Consider the following 26,231-nt stretch of genomic DNA (forward strand, 5'->3'; position numbering starts at 1 on the left):
CACTGCCTGCACTGCCTGCACTGCCTGCACTGCCTGCACTGCCTGCACTGCCTGCACTGCCTGCTTCGCTGTGAGACCGAGCCTGCACAGGCAACGCGGTCAGATCGGAAAGACGCTTAAGCCAATCCCTGGCATGCCCGGCCCGCGCGATTACGCACCTCATCCCTGAGGTGCGCCCGTAAACGGGCCAACGCTTTACGTTGTTCAAAAACGCTCCCGGCGTTTTTGTCCATGGCGCGAGACGCTTTCCTCTTCTGACCGTGTTGCCAGTGCCCTCAGACTGCTTAATTGCTGTAAGAATGGCCTCGCCTCATTTTTGTTACTTTAAGCACGATCAGGATCTTGTGACAGATAGCTGATCCACTTAACGCGATGGGAGCATACGCCTGTAGCAAAGCATAGCGGGCCAGGGATGGCGGGTTTTGCGTCTTTGCGAAGGGCGTATACTCCCTGAGCCTGGCGCCTGAACATAAGGCGATGCTTTGTTTAGCCCTTCAGAGCGGTTGTACTCTTTAAGCCTGCACCATAAAAAAAACCCGGCATCTGCCGGGTTTGACTTCCCTTCACCAGGGAAGATTACACATCATACAGCGTCTGATGACGCGTCTCTTTACAGGCGAGCAGCGCAATCAGCGTCAGCGCCGCCATTGACGCCAGATAGAACCCCACAGCCTGCAGGCCATAATGCGCATTCAGCCAGGTCGCGATATAAGGTGCTACAGAGGCACCCAGAATCGAGGAGAGATTGTAAGAGAACGAGGCACCGGTATAACGGACTTCCGTCGGGAAGAGCTCCGGCAGCAGCGCGCCCATCGGGCCAAACGTCAGGCCCATAATGCTCAGGCCCAGCAGCAGAAACACCATCACCAGCGCCTGTGAACCGGAACCGAGCATCGCCGGGAACAGGAACGAAAATGCGATGATCATCAGCGTAATAGTGATCATGGTTTTGCGGCGACCAAACCGGTCCGCCAGCAGGCCGGCAATCGGCACCATGACCCCGAAACCAATCACCGCCAGCATCAGCATCCACAGCATACTGTTACGCGGAATACCCAGGCCGGCAGGCACAGGCGTGGTCCCGTAGCTCATCGAATAGACCGTCATGATGTAAAACAGCGTGTAGGTCGCCAGCATAATAAAGGTGCCGAGAATAGTGGCGGTCAGATGCTGGCTCAGCAGCGCGGCAATCGGCACCCGAACCTGCTTCTTCTCTTTCTGCACTTTGGCGAACACCGGACTCTCATGCAGCGACACGCGCACATAGAGGCCAATCAGCACCAGTACGGCAGAGAGAATAAAGGGTACGCGCCAGCCCCACTGCATAAACTGCTCGTCAGTCAGCAGCCACGAGAGCAGCAGAAATGTCCCGTTTGCAAAGAAAAAGCCAATCGGCGCACCCAGCTGAGGAAAGGAGCCATAGAGTGCACGCTTCTTCGCTGGCGCATTCTCTGTCGCCAGCAGCGCCGCGCCGCCCCATTCACCGCCCAGCCCCAGCCCCTGACCAAAACGCGCCAGCGCCAGCAGCAGCGGTGCCAGCACGCCGATGGTTTCATAGCCTGGCAGCAGGCCAATCACCACGGTAGAGATCCCCATGGTCAGCAGCGAGGCCACCAGCGTCGCCTTGCGCCCTACGCGGTCACCAAAGTGTCCGAACACCGCCGAGCCAATCGGACGCGCCACAAAGGCGATGGCGAACGTGGCCAGCGACTGGAGCGTGGCGACCGTGGCATCCCCCTGCGGGAAGAAAATGTGCGGAAAAACAATGACCGCAGCCGTAGCGTAAATGTAAAAGTCGAAGAATTCGATGGCCGTTCCGACCAGCGACGCAATCACCACTTTACTGCGTGAGTTAACGGGCGTGGGGTCCTGCTGTTTGTCGAGTGTGTCTGTGAGGGAGGCTTGCATAACTGTTTCTTATTTGTAAATACAGACAAAGAATCTTACGCATCTGCCAGGGTGCATTCAATGGTGAAAACCCGCGCCACGTCTGGCTTCAGCGGGCAAAAAGAGGATAATTTCTGTGGTGCGACAAATGCCGGGCGATACCGGGGAAAACCGGGTGATATCTGGCGGGATACTCTGAGAAAGGGCGAAATAAAAGTGACCCCTCAGCTATTCATCCTGTTATCTGATTAAAAAGTAGCTGAGGGGGAGCATTTTCCGCGGTTGTTAGCCGGTTACGATGCTTTCTGTTTTGCGCCTGCCTGAGGCATCTGCGGATCGTCTTTATATTTAGCCGTGGCAATCCAGGCGGCACAGAAGAGCGTCAGGCGGGCGAAGAAGTAAAAAAACGCCATCAGACCCAGCACCGAACCAAAGGCCGCGCCTGACGGCGAGGTCGCCAGCTTTGGCAGCGTCAGCGTCATCACAAACTTAATCACCTCAAAGCCGATGGCGGCCAGCAGGGTGCCGCGAAACAGTGCCTTCCTGCGCGGCTTATGACGCGGCAGTATCCAGAAAATCCAGAGAAACAGAAGATAGTTAGCCATGACAGAGATCGAGGTAGCGATAATAGTCAGCGCGGGCCGCAGCCAGTCGATGCCATCCAGCCCCAGCGCGCTCACGATGACCGCCTGCGCAGAACCGGCCACTGAAGTCAGCGACAGCGTAATCACCAGCGCCAGCATCAGACCGGTCAGCGACAGAAAATCACGGATATAGCGCTTCCAGATTTTCTCTTTGTCATCCGGTTGCCGCTCCCACACGTCGCGCGACTGCGCACGAATCGCTTCGCGCAGATTGCCCATCCAGTTAAGGCCGGAATAGAGCGCCAGCAGTAAACCGGTAATCCCTACCGTGGCACGCTGCTGAATGGCGGTGTTTACCGTATTCTTCAGCGTGGTAGCCAGCGTCGGATCGCTGATGCTGCTGACGATCTTGTTGATGATATCGGTTAGCAGACTCTGATTGGATGCCAGCACAAAACCCACAGCTGCAAACGACACCATCAGAATCGGGATCAGCGACAAAAATGAGAAATAAGTAATCGCTGCGCCAAACTGGCTGCCGAGCCGATCGTTAAAACGGTCGATCGCCCGAATAAAATGCGCGACCGCCGGAATAGCCTGAAACCAGGCGGCGAAGCGCGACACGCGAACAATCGACTCATCGACGGTGTGATTACCGGTTTTAATATCGATAAGCGGTTTTTCTGGCTGCTTATCCTGTGAATTTTCCTGCTTGTCTGTCATAGACCTTCGCTGTCCTGTTTATCATGAAAATCAAAGTATAGCCGCTCAGGTGACGTACTCCTGTAGTACCTGACTCAGCCACTCCATAAATACCCTGACGCGACGTGCCACATTGCGCCGGTGCGGATAGAGCAGATGGATCGGCATGGGGCGGGCGGGGAAACGATGCAGCACCTCCACCAGCGCACCGCGTTCCAGTAGTGACTGAATGCCGGCCGCGGGCACCTGGATAATCCCCAGACCGGCCAGGCAGGCGGCGCGATAGGTCTCCGTACTGTTTACGGTCACCACACCGCCGGTGTGAACATAGTGGCACTGGCGGCCATCGAAATATTCAAAACCGGGTGAGGCCTGGCCAAGCTGCTGGCTGTAGTGCACCATCGCATGCTGAGACAGCTCTTCCAGCCGGGTCGGCATGCCGAAACGCGAAAGGTAGCCAGGGCTGGCACAGTTGATCAAGGTATGGGTCCCAATTTTTCGCGCAATCAGCCCCGAGTCTTTGAGCTCACCGACCCGAATCACGCAGTCAAAGCCTTCCCGTATCACATCCACCTGGCGGTCGCTGCTGCTCAGTTCAATCTCAATGCCGGGATAGTGCTGCAAAAATTCCGGCAGCCGCGGCAGGATAAAACCGGTCGCCATCGCCACCGACATATCCACCCGGAGCTTACCGCTGAGTGAGGCGGGTTCATGCTGGAACAGGCTGTCCATATCATCAATCATCGACAACAGATCGAGACAACGGTCGTAATAGACCAGCCCATCCTGCGTGAGTTGCACCCGGCGCGTGGTGCGATGCAGCAGACGTGTTGCCATCTGATTCTCCAGCGCCTGAATCTGTCGCGATACGCTGCCTTTGGGGACGCCTAAACTTTCCGCTGCACGGGTAAAACTGCCCATTTCGGCCACCCGCACAAACACCTGCATTGCGTGAATTTTGTCCATATTGTTCACCGATTGTTGTTGTTATTGAAACAGTGATGCGCGCTTAGCCCTGTTTATAGATCAGGAACCGGCGAATATCCTTAAGGCGTGTTCAATTTTTCAACAGGCGTGAGAGATGAATCAAAAAATAGCGTTAATTACGGGTGCCAACCGCGGTTTAGGCCGGAATGGCGCATTAAAACTGGCTGCCAGAGGCACAGATATTATTCTGACCTACCGCAGTCATGCCGATGAAGCGCAGGCCGTAGTGAAAGAGATTGAGGCGCTGGGCAGGCGTGCCGTCGCGCTGGCACTGGATGTTGGCGAAACCGGGCAGTTTGATCGCTTTGCCGGAGAGGTAAAGGCAATACTTCAGCAGCAGTGGCGGCGCGACACGTTTGATTATTTAGTGAACAATGCCGGACATAGCCACTACAAGCCTTTTGCCGACACCACTGAGGCGGAATTTGATGCGCTGATGAATGTGCATTTTAAGGGCCCCTTCTTCCTGACGCAGAAACTCCTGCCGCTAATCGGTGATGGAGGCCGCATCCTGAATATCTCCAGCGGGCTGACCCGCCTGGTCTATCCAGGCTCTGCGACCTATGCGTCGATGAAAGGGGCGATGGAGGTGCTGACGCGCTATCAGGCCAAAGAGCTGGGTGAACGGCGCATCCGGGTTAATATCCTGGCACCGGGGGCGATAGAAACCGACTTCGGCGGTGGCCGGGTGCGCGATACCCGCGAGATAAACGACCAGATCGCCGGGCTGACGGCGCTGGGTCGCGTCGGCCTGCCGGATGATATTGGCGACGCCATCAGCGCCATCCTCAGTGACGAAACGGGCTGGATCACCGCGCAGCGTATTGAAGCGTCAGGCGGGCAGGGAATTTAACGGCGGGCGGCGTCGCGATAACCCGTCTGCGAATGCCGCCTCTCTTACAGGGCGATCGTGCCGTCGATGACGGTCAGAGTATGACCTCCTATCCAGATCGTTTCTCCGGCAAAGGTCACGCTCACCCGACCGGCACGCTGCAGCGCCGTGCCCTGGCGAACGCGGTAAGGCGTCGTCTGGCCGGTCATCGCCAGATAACGTGCCAGACAGGCGTTGGCGCTGCCGGTCACCGGATCTTCGGTCAGGCTGCCATGCTCGACCAGCAGACTCCGCACTTCATACTGTTCCTGCTCACCCGCAGGCAAACGACCAAAGGGCATCACACCCGAAACGCCCGCCTGAAGAATCAGCTGCTGAAGATCGCTGACGCCGGGCTGCAGTGCCAGCACGGCTTCGGCGCTGACCATAGGCACCAGCAGCCAGCGAATCCCCATATCCACCACGGTCGGGCTTTGCGTCAGGTCGAACGCATCACTGTTTAACGCTCTGCTCAGCAGGGCATCCTGCCAGGGCATCAGCGTCGCAGCCGGTGCCGTAAACGCCAGTTCGCCCGCCTCGTTACGCCTGACCGCGACGTTACCGACACCGCACTCCTGTACGATGATGTCCGGGTTGCGGGTCGGCCAGCCCGCCTCCAGCAGGGCGTGTGCGGTGCCCAGCGTCGGATGTCCGGCAAACGGCAGTTCGCCTTCCACGGTGAAAATACGCACCCGGTAATCAGCTTCTTCGTGCTGCGGGGGCAGGACAAAGGTGGTTTCTGACAGATTCGTCCAGCGGGCAATCGCGGCCATCTGACCGTCGCTTAACCCCTGCGCGTCCATAATCACCGCCAGCGGATTGCCGTTAAAGGCAGATGAAGTGAACACATCGACTTGCTTAAACGCGACCTGCATGGTGACTCCTTGCTCTGGGTTGAGTATGGCCTTTTCTCTGCCGGAAGATTGCTTATCACCGCCAACAGCGTTATCAATAAGTTAAAGGTTTTGTCGGAGACTGTGAATGCTAACGATCCTGGGACGCGCTTCCTCAATCAACGTGCGCAAACTGTTATGGCTGTGTGACGAGCTGGATCTGGACTACGAGCGCGAAGAGTGGGGTGATGGATTCCGCTCCACGCACCTGCCGGAATTCATGGCGCTGAATCCTAATGCGATGGTGCCGGTCCTGAAGGATGATGACTTCGTGATGTGGGAATCCAATGCCATCCTGCGCTATCTGGCCAATGCCTATGGCGGCGAATGGCTCTACTCTCTTCATCCCCAGACGCGCGCGCCTGTCGACCAGTGGATGGACTGGCAATCCACCGAACTCAACACCTCCTGGCGTTATGCCTTTATGTCGCTAGTGCGCAACTCGCCGGCTCATCAGGACCCGCGTCTGCTGGCTGCTGCCTGTAAAGGCTGGGCGCATACCATGAACATTCTCAACCAGCAGCTGGAAAAAACCGGACGCTACGTGGCCGGACGGAATTTCACCCTTGCGGACATTCCGATCGGGCTGGCCGTCAATCGCTGGTTTGAAACCCCGCTCGATCATCCTGACTATCCGGCGGTGCGCACCTATTATGAACGCCTGACCGAACGGCGTGGCTACACCGTCTGGGGCCGCAACGGCACACCCTGATCCTCACCGGCTGGCAGCGCCGCCATCTCACAGGCGATCTCGCCCGCGCGTTTAATCGCCTGAGTGTAACGCGCATCAAACGGATAGCAGCAGGAGAGGCGCAGCGCATGGTTATAGCGCTCACTCAGGGAGTAAAGTGCGCCGGGCGTGACGCAGATTTTCTCCTGCAACAGCCGGTCAAACATCGCGGTGGTATTCACGCCGCCCGGCAACTCAACCCAGAAAACGAAGCCGCCGCGCGGCAGCGTCGCACGGGTACCCGTGGGGAAGTATCGGGCGATTAGCCCGCGGGCCTCATCCAGATTGGCGGCGTAGCGCCGACGCAGGGTGCGCAGATGGTGGTCATAACCGCCGGACGCCAGAAACTCCGCCAGGGTTTCCGAGAGCAGGGCGGATTCGGCCATTGACGACACGGCTTTCAGGCGGGCGATCGCATCATGAAAACGGCCTGCAGCGGTCCAGCCAATACGAAAATCGGGCGCGACGGTTTTGGTAAAACTGGTGCAGTAAATAACCCAGCCATCGCGGTCAAAGGCTTTAACGGGCGGCGAGAGCGGCCAGTCGAACTGCAGTTCGTCATAGAGCCCATCTTCTATCAGCGGGACGTGGTAAGTATTCACTAACTTCGCCAGCCGCTTCTTATTCGAAAGCGACATGCTGCAGCCCAGCGGATTCTGTACGCCAGGCATAGCAATCAGCGCCTGGATGCGCTGCTCCTGAAGCAGCATCTCCAGCGCATCCAGTGACAACCCCTGCTGGGGATCGGTAGGGATTTCCAGCGCCCTGAGGCCCAGTGAGGCCAGCAGGGGAAACAGGAAAAAGTAGGTCGGTGACTCCAGCCCGACGCAGTCACCCGGCTGGGTCACCGCCCGCAGAGCGAGCTGAAGCGCCTCCATACAGCCGTGGGTCAGGGTAATCTCATCCGCTGTAAGGGTCTGCCCGGCGTGAAGTGCCCGTCGCGCAATCTCCTCCCGTAAGCGCTCACTACCAGGCGGAAGCGCATAACGCCCGATGATGCCGGGATAACGACGCAGCAATGAGGCGGTAATCCTGGCGATACGCGCCGCCGGAAACAGTTCGCTGTCCTGCGGGCAGGCCAGCGAGATGTTGATATAGTCGGGATGATTCTGGGCCGCAAAGACCTTATCGATCAGATCAAGCTTGCCGCTGCCGGGATCGCGTACCCGGGTTTTATGCTCACCGTGCCGGATTACAGCGGGTAAAACGCCGCGCACGTAATAGCCTGACTGCGGCCGCGCCTCAATCAGGCCGCGATCTTCCAGCATCTGCCAGGCATTCAGCACCGTATTGACGCTGACCTGATGGGACTGAGCCACGCGCCGGATTGCGGGCAGACGTTTGCCGGGTTTCAGCGTGCCCTGATGAATGGCCTCGGCGAAGCTCTCGGCCAGCTGCTGATAAAGGGGCCGATCGGATGTGGGAACAAGGGACACAGTCGCCTCCGGACAGAATGGGTACAATTGCAATTAACAGTAACTGTAACCATAACAATAGTAATTTTGTGTCACTGTTACCATCTCTTTTCCCGCCGTAGCATAGCGTTCTGTCTGTTTTTCAGGAGCGTTATGATGCTTGATCCCTCTTTCTTCAGTTACGTTACCGTGATGTCTATTACGCCAGGCCCGAACAACCTGTTGCTGGCGACTTCCGGCGTTAATTTTGGCATGCGGCGAACCCTGCCGATGGTATTCGGCATTTTAATCGGCTGTGCGATACAGACGCTGATTGCCGGGATGGCACTGGAGCTGCTGCTGCACGGGATGGCGGCGGTTCGCCTGCCGCTGACGCTGGCAGGCTGCGCCTATCTGTTGTGGCTCTCCTGGAAAATTTTCCGCGCCGCTGCGCCGGAAGCGCGAAACCGGCCGCAGCCGATGACGCTGGTGGGCGGCGCCTGCTTCCAGGCGATTAACCCCAAGGCCTGGCTGATGGCAACCAACGTTGCATTGCTCTACAGCGCCAGCAGCGGGGTTCTGACGGTGATGACCGGCTTTATGCTGCTGAACCTGCCCTGCATCCTGATCTGGGCTGCGCTGGGCGATCGCCTGCGCAGCCATCTGCAGATTGCCTGGAAACGTCAGCTCTTTAACAGCCTGATGGCGCTGTCGCTGGTGGCGACCACCGTCTGGATGCTGACCGACGCGCTGCTGGCTGCTTAGTCGGGCGCACCCGGTGCGGTGGCCGACGGCCATTTCCAGTTCCGCACCTCGGGCAGATCTTCACCATGCTCACGCACATAACGATGATGTTCCGCCAGCCGCTGCTGTAAATCCTCCAGCAGTTCCGGATGTGCCGCCGCCAGCCCCGGTACACGCAGGATCGCCTCCTGCGCCAGATGATAGCGATCGAGTTCGTTCAGCACGGTCATATCAAAGGGCGTGGTAGTAGTTCCCTCTTCGTTAAAGCCGCGCACATGGAAGTTGCGGTGATTGGTACGCGAATAGGTCAGACGATGTATCAGCGCCGGATAGCCGTGGAAAGCAAAAATCACCGGCTTATCCTGCGTAAACAGCGCGTCGAATGCCTCATCCGGTTTGCCGTGCGGATGCTGCTCCTGCGGCTGCAGCGCCAGCAAATCGACCACGTTCACCACGCGGATGCGCAGTTCGGGCAGCATTCCGCGCAGCAGGTCGACTGCCGCCAGCGTCTCCATCGTCGGCACATCACCGGCACAGGCCATCACCACGTCCGGCTCTGCATTATCGGGCGTCGTGCCCGCCCAGCGCCATTCGCCCATACCCGCTTCGCAATGGGCTACCGCGCTGCTGATATCCAGCCATTGTGGCGAAGGCTGCTTGCCCGCCACGATCACGTTGATGCGGTTCCAGGTGCGCAGGCAGTGATCGCCCACCCACAGCAGCGTATTGGCATCGGGCGGCAGATAGATGCGCACAATGTCCGCTTTCTTGTTGGCGACGTGATCCATAAAGCCCGGATCCTGATGGCTGTAGCCGTTATGATCCTGCCGCCAGACGTGGGAGGAGAGCAGATAGTTAAGCGATGAGATGGGCTTACGCCAGCCCAGCTTGCGCGACACCTTCAGCCATTTGGCGTGCTGATTAAACATCGAATCGACGATGTGGATAAAGGCTTCATAGCAGTTGAACAGCCCGTGGCGGCCGGTCAGCAGATAGCCCTCCAGCCAGCCCTGACACTGATGCTCGCTGAGGATTTCCATGACCCGGCCATCGCGCGCCAGCTGCTCATCGTAAGGCTCGGTGCGTTCCAGCCAGGTGCGGCTGGTCACATCGAAAACCGGCGTCAGACGGTTAGAGGCGGTTTCATCAGGCCCGAACAGGCGGAAATTATCGCGGTTACGCAGGAACAGCGCGCTGAGATAACGTCCCAGATGTTCCGTGGCCTGCGCTACCTGCGCGCCCGGTTCGCTGACCTCGCAGGCGAAGTCCGCCATCTCCGGCGTATCCAGTTCGCGGCGCAACAGGCCGCCGTTAGCATAAGGCGATGCGCCCATCCGCTTATCGCCTTCGGGTGCCAGCGCCTGCAGCTCCGGCTTCAGCCGGCCCTGCTCATCAAACAGGTCGTCGGGCTGGTAGCTGCGCATCCAGTTCTCCAGGATCTGGCGATGTCCTTCATTTTCGCGGCAGGCTGCGACCGGCACCTGATGGGCTCGCCAGAAATCTTCCACCTTTTTGCCGTCGACCGTTTCGGGGCCGGTCCAGCCTTTGGGACTGCGCAGGATGATCATCGGCCAGCGCGGCACGTCGGCGCTGGCGTTGCCACTGCGCGCCTCTTGCTGATAAGCGGCAATTTTTGCCAGTGCCCGCTCCAGGGTCTCCGCCATCAGCGGGTGCATTTTTTCCGGTTCATGTCCGCAGACAAACAGCGGCTCATAGCCGTAGCCGCTGAACAGCTGGTGCAGATCCTCGTCGCTGCTGCGCCCCAGCAGCGTCGGGTTGGCAATCTTATAGCCGTTAAGGTGCAGAATCGGCAGCACCGCGCCGTCACGTTCAGGGTTGAGGAATTTGATGCCGTGCCAGCTGGAGGCCAGCGGCCCGGTTTCCGCCTCGCCGTCACCAATCACGCACGGCACGATCAGGTCGGGGTGGTCGAAGGCCGCCCCGAAAGCATGAGAGAGCGAATAGCCCAGCTCACCGCCTTCGTTGATCGAGCCCGGCGTTTCCGGTGCCGCGTGACTGGGGATGCCGCCGGGAAAAGAGAACTGCTTAAACAGGCGCTGCATGCCCGCTGCATCCTGTGAAACCTGCGGATAGATCTCGCTGTAGCTGCCCTCCAGCCAGGTGTTTGCCACCATGCCGGGGCCGCCGTGTCCTGGCCCGCAGAGATAAATCATATTCAGATCGTGCCTGCGGATCGCGCGATTGAGGTGGGCGTAAATAAAATTCAGCCCTGGCGTGGTGCCCCAGTGGCCCAGCAGGCGCGGTTTGATGTGCTCTGGCCTTAGCGGTTCGCGTAACAGCGGGTTATCCATCAGGTAGATCTGTCCGACGGAGAGGTAGTTAGCCGCCCGCCAGTAGCGGTCAAGCAGCGTGAATTCCGATGAGCCGGGGGAGTAAGACATGCCGTTTCCTCTTGAGCGTTCAGCGAAAAGATGCCTTAACCCTAATAGAGAATAGTCAGGACGACCAGGCAATCGGCCAATAAAAAAGGCCCCGCCGTGCGGAGCCTTTTTCTGGATGGCGCTGAATTACTTGCCGACCACGAATGCGGTTTCACGGCCTTCGTCGTTGGCCGCCATTGGGGTAACCGGAGAGTAGTCGAGTTGCAGAATACGGCTGGTTTCGGCTAACACTTTTTCCGTCAGCGCCACATCGCCGTTGAGTTTGCGTCCCCAGGAGGGGATCACGGCACGAATTTTATTCTGCCATTCCGGCGTCTTCATCTGCTCAGGACAGACCTTATGCAGCAGCTCCAGCATAATCGGTGCTGCCGTAGAGGCGCCCGGTGAGGCACCCAGCAGGGCAGAAATCGTGCCATCCTGTGAGGCGACGACTTCGGTGCCCAGGCGTAATACCGCACCCTCTTTCTCATCTTTCTTGATGATCTGCACACGCTGACCCGCGGTGACAAGGCGCCAGTCCTCCTGCTTCGCCTGCGGAACATAGGCGCGCAGGGCCTCCATGCGGTCGCGATCGCTTTGCAGTACCTGATCCATCAGGTATTTCACCAGATCAAAACTTTTCAGGCCCACTTTTACCATTGGCAGCATGTTGCTGCTGTTCAGCGAGGTGAACATATCCATCAGCGAACCCTGCTTCAGGAACTTAGTGGAGAAGGTCGCGAACGGACCAAACAGCAGGACCTGCTTGCCATCCAGTACGCGGGTATCGACGTGCGGCACGGACATTGGCGGTGCACCCACGCTGGCTTTGCCATAGACCTTGGCCATGTGCTGAGCGACGACCTGCGGGTTTTCGGTGACCAGGAATGATCCGCCTACCGGGAAACCGGCGTAGCCGTGAGCTTCCGGAATACCGGCTTTCTGCAGCAGCGGTAACGCCGCGCCGCCTGCGCCAATAAAGATTTTGCCTGCGACCAGCGTGCGACGAGTGCCGCTGTTCAGGCACTGCAGGGTGACCTGCCAGCGCCCGTCGGCGAGCTGCTTCAGCTCACGCACTTCCTGACGCAGACGCAGTCGGAAGTTTGCTTTCTTCTCCAGGGCGGCAATCAGCTGACGGGTGATTTCACCGAAGTTGACGTCGGTGCCCATCTCAGTCCATGTCGCGGCCACTTTCTGGCGGCGATCGCGGCCATTCATCACCAGCGGGATCCAGCGGGCAATCTGCTGTGGATCTTCGGAGTAAGCCATACCACGGAACAGGGTACTTTTCTGCAGCGCCTTGTAGCGCTTACGCAGGAAGTCGACGTTGTCGTCGCCCCAGACAAAGCTCATGTGTGGCGTGCTGTGAATAAAGCTTTTCGGGTTGCGCAGATTCCCTTTCTGAACCTGCCAGGCCCAGAACTGGCGGGAAATCTGAAACGATTCGTTAATCGTCACCGCTTTGGAGATGTCGATGCTGCCATCCGCCTGCTGAGGCGTATAGTTCAGCTCGGCCAGCGCCGCATGACCGGTCCCGGCGTTATTCCAGCCGTTGGACGACTCTTCAGCCACGCTATCCAGCCGCTCCACCATTTCGATGGACCAGTCCGGTTCTAAATCCTGCAGCCATGCGCCGAGGGTAGCGCTCATCACACCTGCGCCAATCAGCAGCACGTCAACGTCTTTGCGCTCCTGCGCGGTAGTGGTGTCCTTTGCCATGGCACTCATCGCGAGCGCAAGGTTTACAGCTGAATTGCACATGAGGCGACATCTCCTCTTCTGTTGACCTGAAGCCCAACAGTTTCGCAGGCGAAATAGTCACGCTTCTGATGAGCGCGTTGCGCTATTTCTCAAAGGTTAAGTCTCAGGTATAGGTTAAAGCGGTGATAACGCGTTAACTGCACGTTATGCTTTGTCCTCTGAATATAACATTCTCGCATCTGAATTAAACATTTGTTTATTTTTTAAATGCAGAAATGATTCAGCATAAGAATTAATCATCAGGTACTGTACAGGATTAGCGTTTTTTTATCGTTAAGTCAGTAAGTTAACAGAAAAATGATGTTGCGGAAAAGCCCCATGATGGTGCAACCCCTGAATGCGTGATAACCGTGAGGAATTATTTAATTGGCTGAAATTTAGCGATTTATTATGCAAAAAGGAATAACGGGAATAGGGTCAGAAGATGCGCATCGGCTGTATGTGTAAAAACAATGTTACATTTTTGTGAGTCTTAAAATGCGCGCGCAGTGGCGCACGCATCGGTTTCGCTTATGACGCATTCGCACAGGCGGGCAGCTTTTTCAGACTTATCGCCATGCGGTTGTAGGTGTTCATCAGGCCAATCGCAATGTTCAGATCGACAATCTCTTTCTCACAGAAGTGCTTCCTTAGCGCGGTATAGTTCGCGTCCGGCGCGCCGTTCTGTGCAATCAGCGTCAGGCACTCCGCCCACTGCAGGGCCGCCTTCTCTTTTTCGCTGAACAGGGTGCCGGATTCGTGCCAGACCGGCGTCAGCACAATTTTCTCCCAGCTCATCCCGGCTTTGTTCAGCGCTTTTGTATGCATATCAATGCAGTAAGCGCAGCCGTTAATCTGGGATATACGCAGGAACAGCAGTTCCAGTAGAGTGAGCGGCAGATCGGTTTGTGACAGATAACCGTTTACGCCGCTCAGTGCTTCCATGCCTGCCGGTGCTGCCTGGTGAAAATTGATACGTTCGCTCATCGTGTTGCCTCAGTCAGGGTTCAGGGTTGATGAAGCGATTTTCGGCCTCTGGATGGAGCAGATAAAGTGCCAAAAAATGAGAGTCTGACTGGTCCATCGCCCCTTTCCTCGCTGATGCTGCAACGGGGTGCGTCACGTGGGCTTAGCGAACAGCTACGCCTGCTGATTGAGCAGGCGATTGGGGAAGGACGTTTACAGCCTGGGGCACGTCTGCCTTCCTGCCGCGATCTGGCCGCACAACTCGGCGTTGCTCGCGGTACCGTCCGTGCCAGTTATGACATGCTGGCTGATGGTCAGTTTCTGGAGACGCGGGGCGCGGCGGGCACCTTTGTCAGCGCCTTGCCGCCCTTAAAACCGGCTCGCGCTGACGCCGTGTGCCCTCCGCCCTGTTCTGAGGCGATCGAGGTCTTTGATGTGCCGCCGTTGACCTTCCAGATGGGGACGCCCGCCAGTGATGCGTTTCCGGCCAAAGTCTGGCTGCGCATCCTGCAGCGGCAGGCGCGAATGCAGGTAAGCCGACCAGCCAGCTATCCCGATCCCCGTGGTAGCCTGGCACTGCGTCAGGCGCTTGTGGCCTATCTGGCCGTGGCGCGCGGTCTGCGCTGTCAGGCAGACCAGATCATTATTACCAGTGGCTATGCAGGTGCGATGGGCCTGATTGGCCTGGCGATGGATTTTCAGGGCAAAACCGCGTGGCTGGAAGATCCCGGATTCTGGCGGGCGCGCGGCGCGGTGGAAGCGCTGCGGGTCAGGCCGGTTGGGGTACCTGTTGATGAAGAGGGGGATGCAGGTCGCTGTCGGAATGACGCGTGCGCCGGAGGCCGCCTTCGCGCTGGTGACACCGGGCCAGCAGGCACCGCTGGGTATGACGATGAGCCTGGTGCGCCGCCATGCTCTGCTTGACTGGGCCAGCCGCGAACAGCGATGGATTATTGAAGATGACTATCTGGGTGAGCTCCAGCCGGGTCATCGCGCCGCGCCTGCGTTAGCCGCACTCGACCGCGAGGGGCGGGTCCTGCATATCGGCACATTCAGCAAGACGCTGACGCCGCAGCTGCGGCTCGGTTTTGTGGTGGTGCCGCCCGCACTGACCGCCCGATTCGGTGAGGTGTGCGCGTTACTCGCGCCGGCATCGGCAGGATTGCTGCACAATGCGGTCGCGGCGTTTCTGCGGGAAGGTCACTTCATGCGGCATCTGCGGCGGATGAAGCGGGTGTATCACGATCGGCTGGAAAAGATGGTCGCCGCGCTGCAGCCTCATTTTCCGGACCTGCAGCGTGCAGGGCTGGCGGTAATGGTCCGCCTGCCCGCGGGTTCCCCGGATCAGCTTATTGCTCAACAGGCGGCAGAGTGGGGGCTGGCGCCTTCGCCGCTGTCAGCCTGGTATCAGGATGCGGCTCAGCACTGTGCAGGCCTGTTACTGGGCGCGGCCCATCTGCCGCGTGACGGTTACGCCCGCAGCGCCGCACAATTAAAAGCGCTGGTGGACGCGCATTGTGCCGTCAGACCCTGAACCAGCGACGCCAGACAAAACGGATCACAAAAAATTCCAGTGCGCCCAGTACCAAAAACCAGACGCAAAACACCACCGTGTAGAGCTGATTCAGATCCTGCAGATGAAATATCTGCAACAGATGCTGTGCCACCGTCAGGCTGAAAGCGGGCGCAGGCAGCAGCAGTGCCGAAAGAAAGCCCAGCAGCAAAATGCCACCCGGCACGATCAACGTTTCAAAAGGGTTATTCATAACCGGTTCCCTTGTTTATCAGCCCGACATTTTCCGGTAATCGGCGGCGCGGTTCAATGGCAGCGTCGTGAAGCAGGGCCACAGGCAGGGCAGAACTGGCAGCGGAAAGCGCAGAAAACGCTTTGCTGCCATCGACTTAGCGCCATCTATAGCGAATGATAAGAGTTATAGCCTTTGCTATACTTAAATCCATGATTTTACTGTCTTTTTATCTTCCGGTTTGCATGGTAGACTGCGCCCACTTTTTTATAACTGAACACTTTGTGTGGTGAATTCAGCGTGAATTGCCGCTTTTTCGCCCCAGGTGAATAAATCATGACCTTTATTGCTACTCTGATTCTTGCGCTTGGCATGTCGATGGATGCATTTGCTGCTGCCCTGGGCAAAGGTGCCACCCTGCATCGTCCTGGTTTTAAAGAAGCACTGCGTACCGGTCTGATTTTTGGCTCTATCGAAGCGTTAACCCCGTTGATTGGCTGGGCACTTGGACTGGCTGCCAGCCGTTACATTATGGCGTGGGATCACTGGGTAGCTTTTAGTCTGCTGGCGTTTCTGGGTGGCCGCATGATGATGGAAGGCTTGCGTCAGACAGCGGTTGCAGAGCCCTGTGAAGCGCCGCAAAGCCATGGCTTTATGGTGCTGGCCACCACCGCCGTGGCGACCAGCCTCGATGCGCTCGCCGTCGGCGTCGGTCTGGCTTTCTTACAGGTAAACATCGTGACCACCGCACTGACTATCGGCGCCGCGACCACCGTGATGGCAACGACCGGGGTGCTGGTTGGACGCTTTATTGGCCCGGTTCTGGGCAAATGGGCGGAAGTGCTGGGCGGCGTGGTGCTGATTGCAATTGGCTCTACCATCCTGTTAGAGCATCTCGGCTATATGGCGTAGGGCTGTTGACCTATAAGCGGCCTTTTTTGTGATCTGGTTCAAATTTATTTGCTGTTAAAACGCGCAGCGGCTATACTTTTTCAGTATATCTTCAACTAAATTTGAATCAGGTGCTGCATGAAACGCATTTTCAAATACGTGTTCCGCGCTTATGTTGCGACGTTCAGACACGTACCGCCGGGTGCCATGAGCTAAACACCCCGCAGGAAACCCTCGATAATCGCGGTCAGGGACAGACCGGTGATTATCATCCTTTGCTTTTGCTCTTTCTGATTAAATCCCGCCTGTACGCGCTTCTGATGCAACTGTTCTGCTGCCACTCCTCTGATTATCAGCTTTTCGCTTTGTGCCAGAAGCGGAACTTCATAACAATGGGCTGAGTTATGCCTGAAAAGAGGCTTTGTAAAAAAAGAGGCTGGCCGCCTGAATACTCAGGTGAAATGCAGATTAATTTTTATTAACAGCTCCAGCTGCGGGATGTTATTGCTGGAATTTATCGGCTTCCTCACCACTTTCCGGTCGCAGACCTTTAACCCTTTCAGAGCCATCTGCAGAGCATTGCGGGAGTTTTTTGTACGCCACTGTACTTTCTCAGCTGCTGGCTACTGCGCTGGCAGTGAGATGGCTCAGTCTTCCTTACCCGCCAGCGGGTCTTTTCTGTATCATGCGCTTATTCAGCGAGCGGTCAGAATTTCAGGCGATTTGTTTCCGGAAAAAATTGAAAAAATTATTATTTTATGAACATTTACATTTCACTAAATCGATAGCCTTCCTTTTGTATAATTAATTTCTTTTTTTTGCCGATAAATAAGCTGGAAGTTTGGTTTATAGAAAATTTTTAATAGATCAATGACTTATAACGGCAGGAAATAAAGATGACAATTGCACAGCGATTACTGCTCACCTTTTCGCTCCTTTCGGCAGCACTGGTCACGATGGTCATCGTGGCAGTGATCGTTGCCGGAGGATTTCAGACCCGCTTTCAGTACGTTCAGGAGAATACCGTTCCGTCGCTGCTGGACATCGGTAAAATGGTCGACGGAAGTAACTCCCTTATTATCTGGCTCTACCGCCATCAGAGCGCAACGGAGCCGCGGCGGCAGGCCGACATTGAGAAGCAGATTGACGCGACCATCAGAAACATTACTTCACTGAACGAATACTACCTGAAGAACGACGTTTCTAATGAAGAGGACCGCCAGATGACCGAGTCGGCCTTCACCATTCTGAAACGCATTGAATCCACGCTTCCGGCATTCCTGGCAGGCTCACGGGCTCAGAATGATGCCGTAGCACTGGGAGCGCTTCAGGGAAGCGATGGCATTGGTGAAGCTGCACGTCAGTTGATTGCGGGTTATCAGAAGCAACTGAAGTTCAATGTAGACGTCAGCAACAGCCTGCGTAAAGAAAATGACAGAACCTATAAAATGACAGTGTGGAGTCTGATCGGCGGTTCAGCGCTGGCCATCATCACGCTGGCTTTCTTTGCACTCAGGACTATTTTTGGCATCCGGGGCCAGCTTAACGGTATGCGTGAAACGATGGAAAGTGCCAGCGAAAAGCTTGACCTGACACTCCGGGTTGACGCGTCCCGCAAGGATGAAATCGGCATGACGGCCCGGGCATTTAACCATCTGGTTGAAAACGTATCCTTATCACTGTCAAAAGTTGAAGCGTCAGCCCAGTCCGTCAGCTCTGCGTCAGCACAGATAACAGCGGGTAACGAAGACCTCTCATCGCGCACCGAGGAACAGGCGGCCTCCCTGGAGCAGACTGCTGCAAGCATGTCTGAGCTGAGCGAGACGGTTCGCCAGACCGCTGAAAACACCCGTCTGGCCAGCCAGCTGGCGAAGAATGCACATGAGATCTCAGAAGACAGTGCCGGTCGCGTTCGCACACTCCTGTCGACAATGGGCGATATCAGAGGAAGCTCAGCGAAAATCACTGACATTATCGCGCTGATTGAAGGAATTGCTTTTCAGACCAATATCCTCGCCCTGAACGCTGCGGTTGAAGCGGCCCGTGCCGGAGAGCAGGGCCGTGGTTTTGCCGTCGTGGCTGGTGAAGTCCGCAATCTTGCACAGCGATCCTCATCTTCGGCACGCGAAATCAAGGAGCTGATTGAATCATCAATGGGCTTCGTTGAAGCCGGCTCTGCTCAGGCAGAAGGCGTAGGGGAAAACATATCCAGAATGAACGATGCCGTGCGCCAGGTCACTGACCTTGTGGATGAGATATCCGTGGCGGCCAGTGAGCAGTCTCAGGGAATAGGGCAGGTGCATCAGGCCGTCAATCAGATGGACGACGTAACACAGCAGAATGCCGCGCTCGTTGAAGAGGCTTCTGCGGCCTCACGCTCTCTGATGGAGCAGGCTGCAGCGCTCAATCAACTGGTAAACACGTTTACCCTCTCAGCGTCCCGTGTGACAGCCCGCCCCTCTGATCTTCCCGCACCGGTCGCGGCCGTCCGGCGCCCGGTTCCTGCCGTTGCCGTTGCGGGCAATGACAACTGGCAAAGTTTCTGAGAAGGACTTAACGGTTTTCTGATTAAGTAAAGGGCTTGCAGAGGCCCTTTTTGCTGCAGTCCGGCCGGGAGAGGAAAGTAAGTTATCCCGAATGTTCCGGCGACAGGCGGGCAACCCACATTGAAAATTGCGAATTTTCACTCCCTGTTCTTAGCGGACAAGCCTTATTCCATACAGGAACTGAATTCCCCTGCCAAAACTCATTGCCCTAATCCCGACTAACCCACCATAAACCCGCCGCCTGTTCGATCCCGGCCTACACTGAATTATTCTCCCCCAATCAGGAGCAGCGGATGATTCAGAAGCATCGACGAAAACAGGCAGCGATTGTGGCAGGCGTGGGGTTGGGTCTGGCGGCGACGCTATGGGGCATGAAACGCTGGCAGGCGCTGAAGCAGACGCCGCCAGTGTCGCCGCGCAGTCATCACGCCGGACTGGCCGGTTACTTTCAGCAGATTGGCGACTGGCGCATGTTTACCCGCGTCACGCCAAACGACGATCAGGGTCTGCCGGTGGTGCTGATCCATGGTCTGGTGATGTCGGGCCGGGCTATGGAGCCGCTGGCGCTGGCGCTGGGTCGCGACTACCACGTGCTGGTGCCGGATCTGCCAGGTTTCGGCGCCAGTGCGCTGCCAGCGTCAGCCCCCCTGATGTCAGTGGATCAACAGGCGGACGTGCTCTGGCTCTGGTTGCAGCATAACGGTTTTCAGCGTGCCATCTGGGTCGGGAATTCGTTCGGCTGTCAGATTCTGGCGGCGCTGGCGGTGAAACATCCTCAGGCAGTGGCCGGGCTGGTGCTGCAGGGGCCAACGGTTGATCGTCACGCCCGCAGCCTGCCGCGTCAGCTCTGGCGTAGCTGGCGCAATGGACGACTGGAAACACGCCGGCCACCGGGGCCGCTGGCCCGCATTGATTATGCTAAGGCAGGGCTGTGGCGCGCCTTTGGCACGATACGTGCCATGATGCGGGATCACATTGAGCATCGCCTCACCTACATCACTGCCCCCACGCTGCTGCTGCGCGGCTCGCGCGATCCGATCTGTCCGGCGCGCTGGCTGGATGAACTTGCCGCGCTGATGCCGCGCAGTGAACGTCTGACGCTGCGCGACGGCACCCACACGCTGCACTACGTCTATCCGTGGAGTTTCTGCAACGCCATCCGCCCCTTCCTGGCGCGTATCCAGCAGGAGAATCAGCATGAGTAAACCGCCCAAAGGCATTGCCCGTTTTGACTCTGCGGCCGCCATGCTGCTGGCACTGGCCAATGCGCTTCACGATCGTCCCTTTACCAGTCCCAGCCAGTCACCGACGCTGGATCGCCTGCTGCCCTCGCTGAACCGTCTGCCCACCGGGCTGCGTGAGTGGGGCTATGCGCTGGGCGGCCTGGCCGAGGGGATCAGCCTGCATCAGGCGGGCGAGCTGGATATGGAAGGGATTGCCGAGTGGATGGTGAGCGAATATCCCCAGCAGGCATATCCGGCCGCCTTTATTGGTTCATCGAACGGGGCGCTGGTGCATCTGGCGTCGGCGATGAGCGTGCCCTGGCTGCCGCAGACCTTTCTCTGTCCTGTCCGGGCGTCCGGCAGCGATCCTGACGATGCAATGGCGAGTTTTGAGCAGGGCAAAGAGATTGCCGCGGCACTGCTGGCCGCCTGGCCGCGGCTGGCGGTTCACCACATGCATGACCCGAATCAGGATCGCCTGATGCTGGACCAGATGCGCTATTTCCGGCTGAAACTGCGTGACCTGCCGCTGGCCTTCAACGAATTTCTGATGGGCAGCCTGCCGGCCGGATCGACGCTGTTTATCAATCACTGCACCCGTCAGTGGCCGGTGACGCGCACCAGCGACCGCTCGTTCTTCCAGTTCGGCGCGCTCGGCGGTGCCACGGAAAAAGAGTATCTGCAGGGCGGGCCGAGAGTCGCGGAATACCTTGCCCGTTACGGCGTTGACCGGGAGCGCTGGACGCCACCCGCTATCACCGATCACGTGCCGGAAGCGGAGTGGGGACTTGATGGCTACCTCATCTCACCGCTGAAAAAACTGGCGGCGGCACAGAGCTGGACGCTGATGGAGATTCGTTATGAAGACCCGGAGGCGATGAGTTATGTGGTAGCAGAGATCTACCGCGACTGGTATCTGGCGGCAGGCATTTTACCCACCCGGCTGACGGTGGACAGCTTCCTGCTGATGGACCCATGGTGTACGCAGCAGCAGCAGGCGATACCATTCTGGCTGGTGTTCTGCACTGAACCCTCCGCTGCGGCGCTGCAACGCTTCCTCGAAAAACAGCCGCCGTTCCGCAATATCGACATGATGCTCTTTTCTCACGGCACGGAGAGCATCGGGCTGGCGGAGATTGATCGCTGGCGGACGCTGCTCGCCCATGCCCGCGATGAGGGGGTCTTTATCGGGGTGGATGAAGAACGGTTCCCGCGTGATTTCGCGACCTTCTCCCGCTTCGACTCGGCATTGCGCGAACGGGCCGCACTGTTGCCGCCGCCGCCGCCGCTCAGCACGGAGAAGGTCGTGGCGGGTATTAAGCGTTATGGCGCGAAATATGGCGTGACCCTGACGGCGCTGACGTAGCCGCCGCGCCGTCAGCGGCGACTAGTCGCCGTCGGTAATCGGCTGGCGCACCAGCAGCAGGTAGGCGAGTGCGCCGACCAGCGTCACGCAGGCGCAAATCATCAGCGCCAGGCTGAAGGATTTCGTGGTATCGAGTACCCAGCCGGTGATGACCGGCGCGAACGAGGCGAAGATAAAGCTGGCAAAGTTCTGGATGCTGCCGACCGACGCGGTCATGCGGGCGGTAACATTGGCGTGGATCAATCCCCAGCATGACGTGCCAGCGAAATGGATGCAGAACAGCGCCATTCCAATCAGCGTCACGGCGCTGGTGGTGTCGGTGGCACGGGTCACCACGGCGGTAAATCCGGCTGAGAGCAGCATCCCACTGACGATGCAGACTTTACGGGTTTTCACCGCGTTGAAGCCGCGACGCACCAGCGCGTCAACCACATAGCCATTCAGCAGCATGCCCGCCGCACCAAACAGGAACGGAATCGCCGCCAGCAGGCCGGTGCTTTTCAGATCAAGGTGATAGGTGGACTGCAGATAGCCCGGCAGCCAGGCGATATAGAGCCATGCGGTATAGTTGATGCCGCTGAAGCCAATCATCATGCCCCACATGGTGCGCTGTTTAAACAGGCCGCGCCACTCTCTGAAGCTGATCGGCTCTTTGCGTGACGCCACGCTGCCCGCCTGCAGATAGTGGATCTCTTCGGCGCTCAGGGTGTTGTTGTCGCGATCGCGGTAAATCATATACCAGCCGATGGCGAGGAACATGCCGAGGATACCGATGGTGACAAACATGCCTCGCCAGCCCATCACCAGCATCATTGCCGCCAGGATTGGTGGTGCTACCGACAGCCCAATCATCGATGCCGCATTAAACATCCCCATCGGCATGCCGCGATCTTTGATGTTGAACCAGTCGTTAATCACTTTCACGCCACACGGATTCATCGGCGCTTCGCCAATGCCGAGGCCGATGCGGACCAGTACGAACTGCGTGAAGTTATGTACCAGGCCAGAGGCGGCCTGGAACAGCGACCAGATAAACATGCCGATGCCGAGCATAATGCGCGGCCCTTTGCGATCCAGCAGCGCACCGCACGGCAGCTGCGCCAGCCCGTAGGCGAGCGAAAAGGCGGAGAGCAGCACGCCGATTTCGGTGGCGCTCAGCCCCATCTCATCGCGAATCGTCAGGTTCGCCACGGACAGCGAGCTGCGGTCCAGATAGTTGATGATGGCCGCGAACAACAGCAGCAGCATCGCTGTTACCTGCACCTTGCGGATACGCGGGGAGCGCACCACGTCGCTGCGCATCGGCACGAAATCCTGGTCTGGTGTCATCTCACCGGCTGCGCGGTCGCGGCCGGTTACTGAGGTCTTTTCCATTGCACTCTCCCGAAACTGGGTACTTATCGTTATGGTGAGAAGGGGTCTGCGCGCAGCGGCAAGCGGCCGCCGTGACGTTGAAGTCGAGACTAGAAGCAAAGAGATAAGGATGTTGCATAGATGTTTCTGAATCGTGCGGGAGCTAATGCTTTGCGGTTTTTAATCGGTTTTTAATTGTACTGGCCGATAGAACGGACCATGGAGGTTTTGGCCGTAGCCAGATGGCTATGTAAGGCACAAAGCGCGTCGATATCCTGACGCCCAATCAGCGCAGTCAGAATCGCCATGTGCTCCTCCAGCGCTACAATGTTGCGCTGCTTCAGATCGCTCTCATCCCACTGATAATGCGAGTGAAAGATCACGGAGATAATCTCCAGCGACTGATTAAAAAAGGGGTTGTTGGCGGCAGACAGGATCAGCGAGTGCATCTGCCGGTCAAGCGCCGCAAAGTGGCGATAGTTGCTGGCGATGGTGTCGCGCATCGATCGATGACGATCCAGCAGATCCCGCGCCTGCACCCAGCGCTCATCGCTGGCGGGCAGATTCAGAAAGCGGCTCAGGGCGTGGGTTTCCAGCATTTCGCGCAGTTCAAACAGCTTCTCTGCGTAATCCTGAGTGAATTTTTTCATCCGCCACTGACCCCGCCGGACCGGTTCCAGCAGGTCATAGCGCATAAAGCGCAGCAGAAACTCGCGGACGACTACCGGACTGACCTTAACCTGCTGCGCCAGCTGCAGTTCGCTGAAAGTGTCACCGGGCACCAGTTGCCGCTGGTTAATCAGGTTAAAAAACATCTGTTCGACGTGGCTGGCCTGCTGCTCAACCGGCGGCGTTAAAGCACTGAAGCGGTCATCTTCACAGGGTTCGCGTACGATCACGTAAGTCTGTGCCACCTTGTCGAGTACGCCACGCTGATGCAGATAGTGCAGGGTATGGCGCACCGTGGTGCGGCTGATATTAAACATCTCGGCCAGTGCCGCCTGCGGTGGCAGGGGAGAACGGATGTGATGCTGCGCAATACTTTCAAGCATCTGGTTAATGACGTTCTGACGCAAATTCTGACTGCGGCTCATCGCACTCTCCGGTTTTTTATGCATTAAAAACCATTCAAAGCCCAAAAAAATCGTCGTGCTTCACACTTCCCGCAGACCGGCGCTGCGCGGCGTAGCGGATTCGCCCTAACTGCCTGCAGGACAACCGGAGAATCACCATGACAACAATGAAAGCTCTGCTCATCGCAGAACCCCGCAGAATGGTATGGGCCCGCCGCGACCTGCCGACACCCGCCGCTGGCGAGGCGCTGATTAAGATCCTGACCGCCGGGATCTGCGGCACGGATATTCACGCCTGGTCCGGCAATCAGCCGTTTTTCAGCTATCCGCGTGTGCTGGGTCATGAAATCTGTGCAGAAGTGGTGGCGCTGGGCAGTGGCGCTGAGGGTGTGCAGCCGGGCCAGCGGGTGGCACTGATGCCTTACATCTCCTGCCTGACGTGCGACGCCTGCCAGAGCGGCCGCACCAACTGCTGTGAGCAGATTTCCGTGATTGGCGTGCATCAGGATGGCGGCTTCAGCGACTACCTGAGCGTGCCGGTCAGTACGTTACTGGCTGTTGATGAGGTGGCACCAGAGGCGGCCGCGCTGATTGAGCCGTTCGCCATCAGCGCCCATGCGGTACGGCGTGCCGCGGTAGTGGCGGATGAGCAGGTGCTGGTGGTCGGTGCCGGGCCGATCGGGCTGGGCGTTGCCGCCATTGCGGCCGCCAGCGGCGCACAGGTAGTGGTAGCGGATACCAGCGAATGTCGTCGCCAGCATGTCACCGATCGGCTTGGCCTGACCGCACTTAATCCGGCTGAAGAGACATTTATTGCGGCGCTGCGCGAACAGTTTGGTGGCCGGCTGGCGCTGAAGGTGATTGACGCCACGGGCAACCCGGCCGCGATGAACAATGCGGTTAACCTGATGCGGCACGGCGGCACTGTCGTCTATGTCGGCCTGCACAAAGGCGATCTGGTGATCCCGGACAGTGAATTTCACAAGAAAGAGACCACGCTGATGGGCAGCCGCAACGCCACCCGCGAGGATTTTGACCGGGTGTGTACGCTGATGGCCAGCGGCCAGTTACGCGCCGACATGATGCTGAATCATCACCTGGCCTTCTCGACGCTGGATGAAACGTTTGAAGCGCAGGTGATCAACAACCGTGAACTGATCAAAGGCGTGATCCATTTCGACCGCTAACGGGCGTCAGGGCGCGGCGGTCAGGGTTTCAAAAAAGTGCGCCCGCACCGCATCCGCGTCCACGGCGAGCGCCACCTGCTTGGCGGGCAGACCGGCAAACGGATCGGCTCGTGAGGCGAGCGCGCTCAGCCTGCGCACCGTCTGGCCGCAGGCGATGCCCTCTGTGATCACCCGTAGCGGGCTTTCGGTGAGGGTGAAGGCCTGGGGCAGGGTCAGCCATGCCACCGCCAGGGTATCGTGCAGCGCCATGCCGCTGAATCCCTCTTTCGCCAGGCTATAAGCCAGATAAGGGCGACAGATGGCACTCAGCACCGGCTGATTCAGACGCTCCACATCGTCGCTGCTGATTAATACCTTATGCGTGACGTCCAGTGGGATCACCACCACCTTCAGCGCCGAGGCGAGCACCTGATCGGCGGCGTGCGGATCTTTCCAGATATTGAATTCACTGAAGGGCGTCACATTGCCGCTGTGGCCATCGGTACCAAAGGCACCCCCCATAATCACCAGCTCCTTCACCAGCGGAATGATATCCGGCGCCTGATTGATGGCCGTGGCGATATTGGTCAGCGGCCCTATCGCCACCAGCGTAATCTGATGCGGCTGTGCCCGTACGCTGTCGATAATAAACTGCACCGCACCTGGTGCCTGGTCGCTGTACGCATTTTCAAAGGCATCGCCCAGACCGTCCTGACCGTGCAGCGCAGCGGGTGCAGAGGGGGCCAGTGCCAGCGGCCGTGAACAGCCGCGGTAAACCTCCGCCTCAATCGCCATTTTTTCGCAAAACAGCCGGGCGTTTTTCACCGCCTGACCCACCGGCACATTGCCGAATACCGTGGTAATCCCCAGCAGATGCTGCGTTCGCGCCGCGTAGGCCAGCGCAAAGGCGTCATCCACGCCGATATCAGTGTCAAAAATCAGGGTACGCATGGGATCTCCGCAACAGGCTGTAAAGCATCAGCATTACC

The 26,231-nt window shown here is 57.9% G+C and carries 21 protein-coding genes and 1 pseudogene; 10 read left to right on the plus strand and 12 right to left on the minus strand.

The genetic code is table 11. The annotated features are described in order from the left end of the window. Positions 1-576 precede the first annotated feature (576 nt). The 3 genes from RT657_RS12845 to RT657_RS12855 all read right to left on the minus strand — a co-directional run bounded on the left by RT657_RS12845 (position 577) and on the right by RT657_RS12855 (position 4,139). Positions 577-1,908 carry an MFS transporter gene (locus RT657_RS12845; RefSeq protein ID WP_313654911.1) on the minus strand — a complete coding sequence of 444 codons (1,332 nt, stop codon included), beginning with the start codon at positions 1,906-1,908 and terminating at the stop codon, positions 577-579. Positions 1,909-2,180: 272 nt separating this feature from the next. Next, complete coding sequence (gene yhjD / locus RT657_RS12850; protein WP_313654913.1) at positions 2,181-3,194, minus strand: inner membrane protein YhjD; 1,014 nt, start codon at positions 3,192-3,194, stop codon at positions 2,181-2,183. 45 nt (positions 3,195-3,239) lie between these two features. Further along, positions 3,240-4,139, minus strand: a complete 900-nt coding sequence (locus RT657_RS12855; protein ID WP_313654914.1) for a LysR family transcriptional regulator — start codon at positions 4,137-4,139, stop codon at positions 3,240-3,242. 115 nt (positions 4,140-4,254) lie between these two features. Here RT657_RS12855 and RT657_RS12860 point away from each other — a divergent pair, with 115 nt between their 5' ends. Then, positions 4,255-5,013 carry an SDR family oxidoreductase gene (locus tag RT657_RS12860; protein WP_313654916.1) on the plus strand — a complete coding sequence of 253 codons (759 nt, stop codon included), beginning with the start codon at positions 4,255-4,257 and terminating at the stop codon, positions 5,011-5,013. A 44-nt stretch (positions 5,014-5,057) separates the two neighbouring features. Here the strand turns inward: RT657_RS12860 and RT657_RS12865 are convergent, their stop codons facing one another. Next, positions 5,058-5,906, minus strand: a complete 849-nt coding sequence (locus tag RT657_RS12865; RefSeq protein WP_313654917.1) for a PhzF family phenazine biosynthesis protein — start codon at positions 5,904-5,906, stop codon at positions 5,058-5,060. Between the two features lie 106 nt (positions 5,907-6,012). Here RT657_RS12865 and RT657_RS12870 point away from each other — a divergent pair, with 106 nt between their 5' ends. Next, positions 6,013-6,636 (plus strand): glutathione S-transferase family protein, encoded by a 624-nt coding sequence (locus tag RT657_RS12870; protein WP_111141119.1) that lies wholly within the window; start codon positions 6,013-6,015, stop codon positions 6,634-6,636. Here RT657_RS12870 and RT657_RS12875 read toward each other — a convergent pair. Next, positions 6,603-8,090, minus strand: a complete 1,488-nt coding sequence (locus tag RT657_RS12875) for a PLP-dependent aminotransferase family protein (RefSeq protein WP_313654918.1) — start codon at positions 8,088-8,090, stop codon at positions 6,603-6,605. The two genes, RT657_RS12870 and RT657_RS12875, sit on opposite strands and share 34 nt — an antisense overlap. Before the next feature lie 135 nt (positions 8,091-8,225). Between RT657_RS12875 and RT657_RS12880 the strand changes: the two genes are divergently transcribed. Beyond that, the gene (locus RT657_RS12880; protein ID WP_128085220.1) at positions 8,226-8,813 is read left to right on the plus strand and encodes a LysE family translocator; all 588 of its coding nucleotides are present in this window, start codon (positions 8,226-8,228) and stop codon (positions 8,811-8,813) included. On the opposite strand, the gene RT657_RS12885 is transcribed toward RT657_RS12880, so the two are convergent. From RT657_RS12885 to RT657_RS12895, 3 genes are all read right to left on the minus strand, one after another. After that, complete coding sequence (locus RT657_RS12885; RefSeq protein WP_313654920.1) at positions 8,810-11,194, minus strand: phosphoketolase family protein; 2,385 nt, start codon at positions 11,192-11,194, stop codon at positions 8,810-8,812. The two genes, RT657_RS12880 and RT657_RS12885, sit on opposite strands and share 4 nt — an antisense overlap. A 126-nt stretch (positions 11,195-11,320) precedes the next feature. Further along, positions 11,321-12,934 carry a malate dehydrogenase (quinone) gene (gene mqo, locus RT657_RS12890; RefSeq protein ID WP_313654921.1) on the minus strand — a complete coding sequence of 538 codons (1,614 nt, stop codon included), beginning with the start codon at positions 12,932-12,934 and terminating at the stop codon, positions 11,321-11,323. Between the two features lie 510 nt (positions 12,935-13,444). After that, positions 13,445-13,900 (minus strand): carboxymuconolactone decarboxylase family protein, encoded by a 456-nt coding sequence (locus tag RT657_RS12895; RefSeq protein ID WP_313654922.1) that lies wholly within the window; start codon positions 13,898-13,900, stop codon positions 13,445-13,447. A 66-nt stretch (positions 13,901-13,966) separates the two neighbouring features. Between RT657_RS12895 and RT657_RS12900 the strand changes: the two are divergent. Next, positions 13,967-15,413: pseudogene (locus RT657_RS12900) on the plus strand (PLP-dependent aminotransferase family protein). Here the strand turns inward: RT657_RS12900 and RT657_RS12905 are convergent. Beyond that, complete coding sequence (locus tag RT657_RS12905; RefSeq protein ID WP_313654923.1) at positions 15,403-15,645, minus strand: DUF1158 domain-containing protein; 243 nt, start codon at positions 15,643-15,645, stop codon at positions 15,403-15,405. The pseudogene RT657_RS12900 and the gene RT657_RS12905 sit on opposite strands and share 11 nt — an antisense overlap. A 315-nt stretch (positions 15,646-15,960) precedes the next feature. Between RT657_RS12905 and mntP the strand changes: the two genes are divergently transcribed. The 5 genes from mntP to RT657_RS12925 all read left to right on the plus strand — a co-directional run bounded on the left by mntP (position 15,961) and on the right by RT657_RS12925 (position 21,650). Beyond that, positions 15,961-16,536, plus strand: coding sequence for a manganese efflux pump MntP (mntP, locus tag RT657_RS12910; RefSeq protein WP_313654924.1), 576 nt, complete (start codon positions 15,961-15,963; stop codon positions 16,534-16,536). A gap of 117 nt (positions 16,537-16,653) precedes the next feature. After that, positions 16,654-16,731 carry a stress response protein AzuC gene (gene azuC / locus RT657_RS19595; protein WP_409521002.1) on the plus strand — a complete coding sequence of 26 codons (78 nt, stop codon included), beginning with the start codon at positions 16,654-16,656 and terminating at the stop codon, positions 16,729-16,731. Between the two features lie 680 nt (positions 16,732-17,411). Continuing rightward, positions 17,412-19,061, plus strand: coding sequence for a methyl-accepting chemotaxis protein (locus RT657_RS12915; protein WP_313654925.1), 1,650 nt, complete (start codon positions 17,412-17,414; stop codon positions 19,059-19,061). A gap of 293 nt (positions 19,062-19,354) precedes the next feature. After that, entirely contained in the window at positions 19,355-20,266 is a 912-nt protein-coding gene (locus RT657_RS12920) for an alpha/beta fold hydrolase (RefSeq protein WP_313654926.1), read from the plus strand. Continuing rightward, entirely contained in the window at positions 20,259-21,650 is a 1,392-nt protein-coding gene (locus RT657_RS12925) for a hypothetical protein (RefSeq protein WP_313654927.1), read from the plus strand. Before RT657_RS12920 ends, RT657_RS12925 begins: the two co-directional genes overlap by 8 nt. A gap of 21 nt (positions 21,651-21,671) precedes the next feature. On the opposite strand, the gene RT657_RS12930 is transcribed toward RT657_RS12925, so the two are convergent. Continuing rightward, positions 21,672-23,024 carry an MFS transporter gene (locus RT657_RS12930; protein ID WP_313654929.1) on the minus strand — a complete coding sequence of 451 codons (1,353 nt, stop codon included), beginning with the start codon at positions 23,022-23,024 and terminating at the stop codon, positions 21,672-21,674. Between the two features lie 170 nt (positions 23,025-23,194). Beyond that, complete coding sequence (locus RT657_RS12935) at positions 23,195-24,097, minus strand: GntR family transcriptional regulator (protein WP_313654930.1); 903 nt, start codon at positions 24,095-24,097, stop codon at positions 23,195-23,197. Positions 24,098-24,234: 137 nt separating this feature from the next. Here RT657_RS12935 and RT657_RS12940 point away from each other — a divergent pair, with 137 nt between their 5' ends. Further along, positions 24,235-25,263, plus strand: coding sequence for a zinc-binding alcohol dehydrogenase family protein (locus RT657_RS12940; protein WP_313654931.1), 1,029 nt, complete (start codon positions 24,235-24,237; stop codon positions 25,261-25,263). Between the two features lie 6 nt (positions 25,264-25,269). On the opposite strand, the gene RT657_RS12945 is transcribed toward RT657_RS12940, so the two are convergent. After that, positions 25,270-26,193 (minus strand): nucleoside hydrolase, encoded by a 924-nt coding sequence (locus RT657_RS12945; RefSeq protein ID WP_313654933.1) that lies wholly within the window; start codon positions 26,191-26,193, stop codon positions 25,270-25,272. Positions 26,194-26,231: the final 38 nt, after the last annotated feature.

It is taken from the genome of Pantoea sp., from assembly GCF_032114055.1.
GTDB lineage: Bacteria > Pseudomonadota > Gammaproteobacteria > Enterobacterales > Enterobacteriaceae > Pantoea.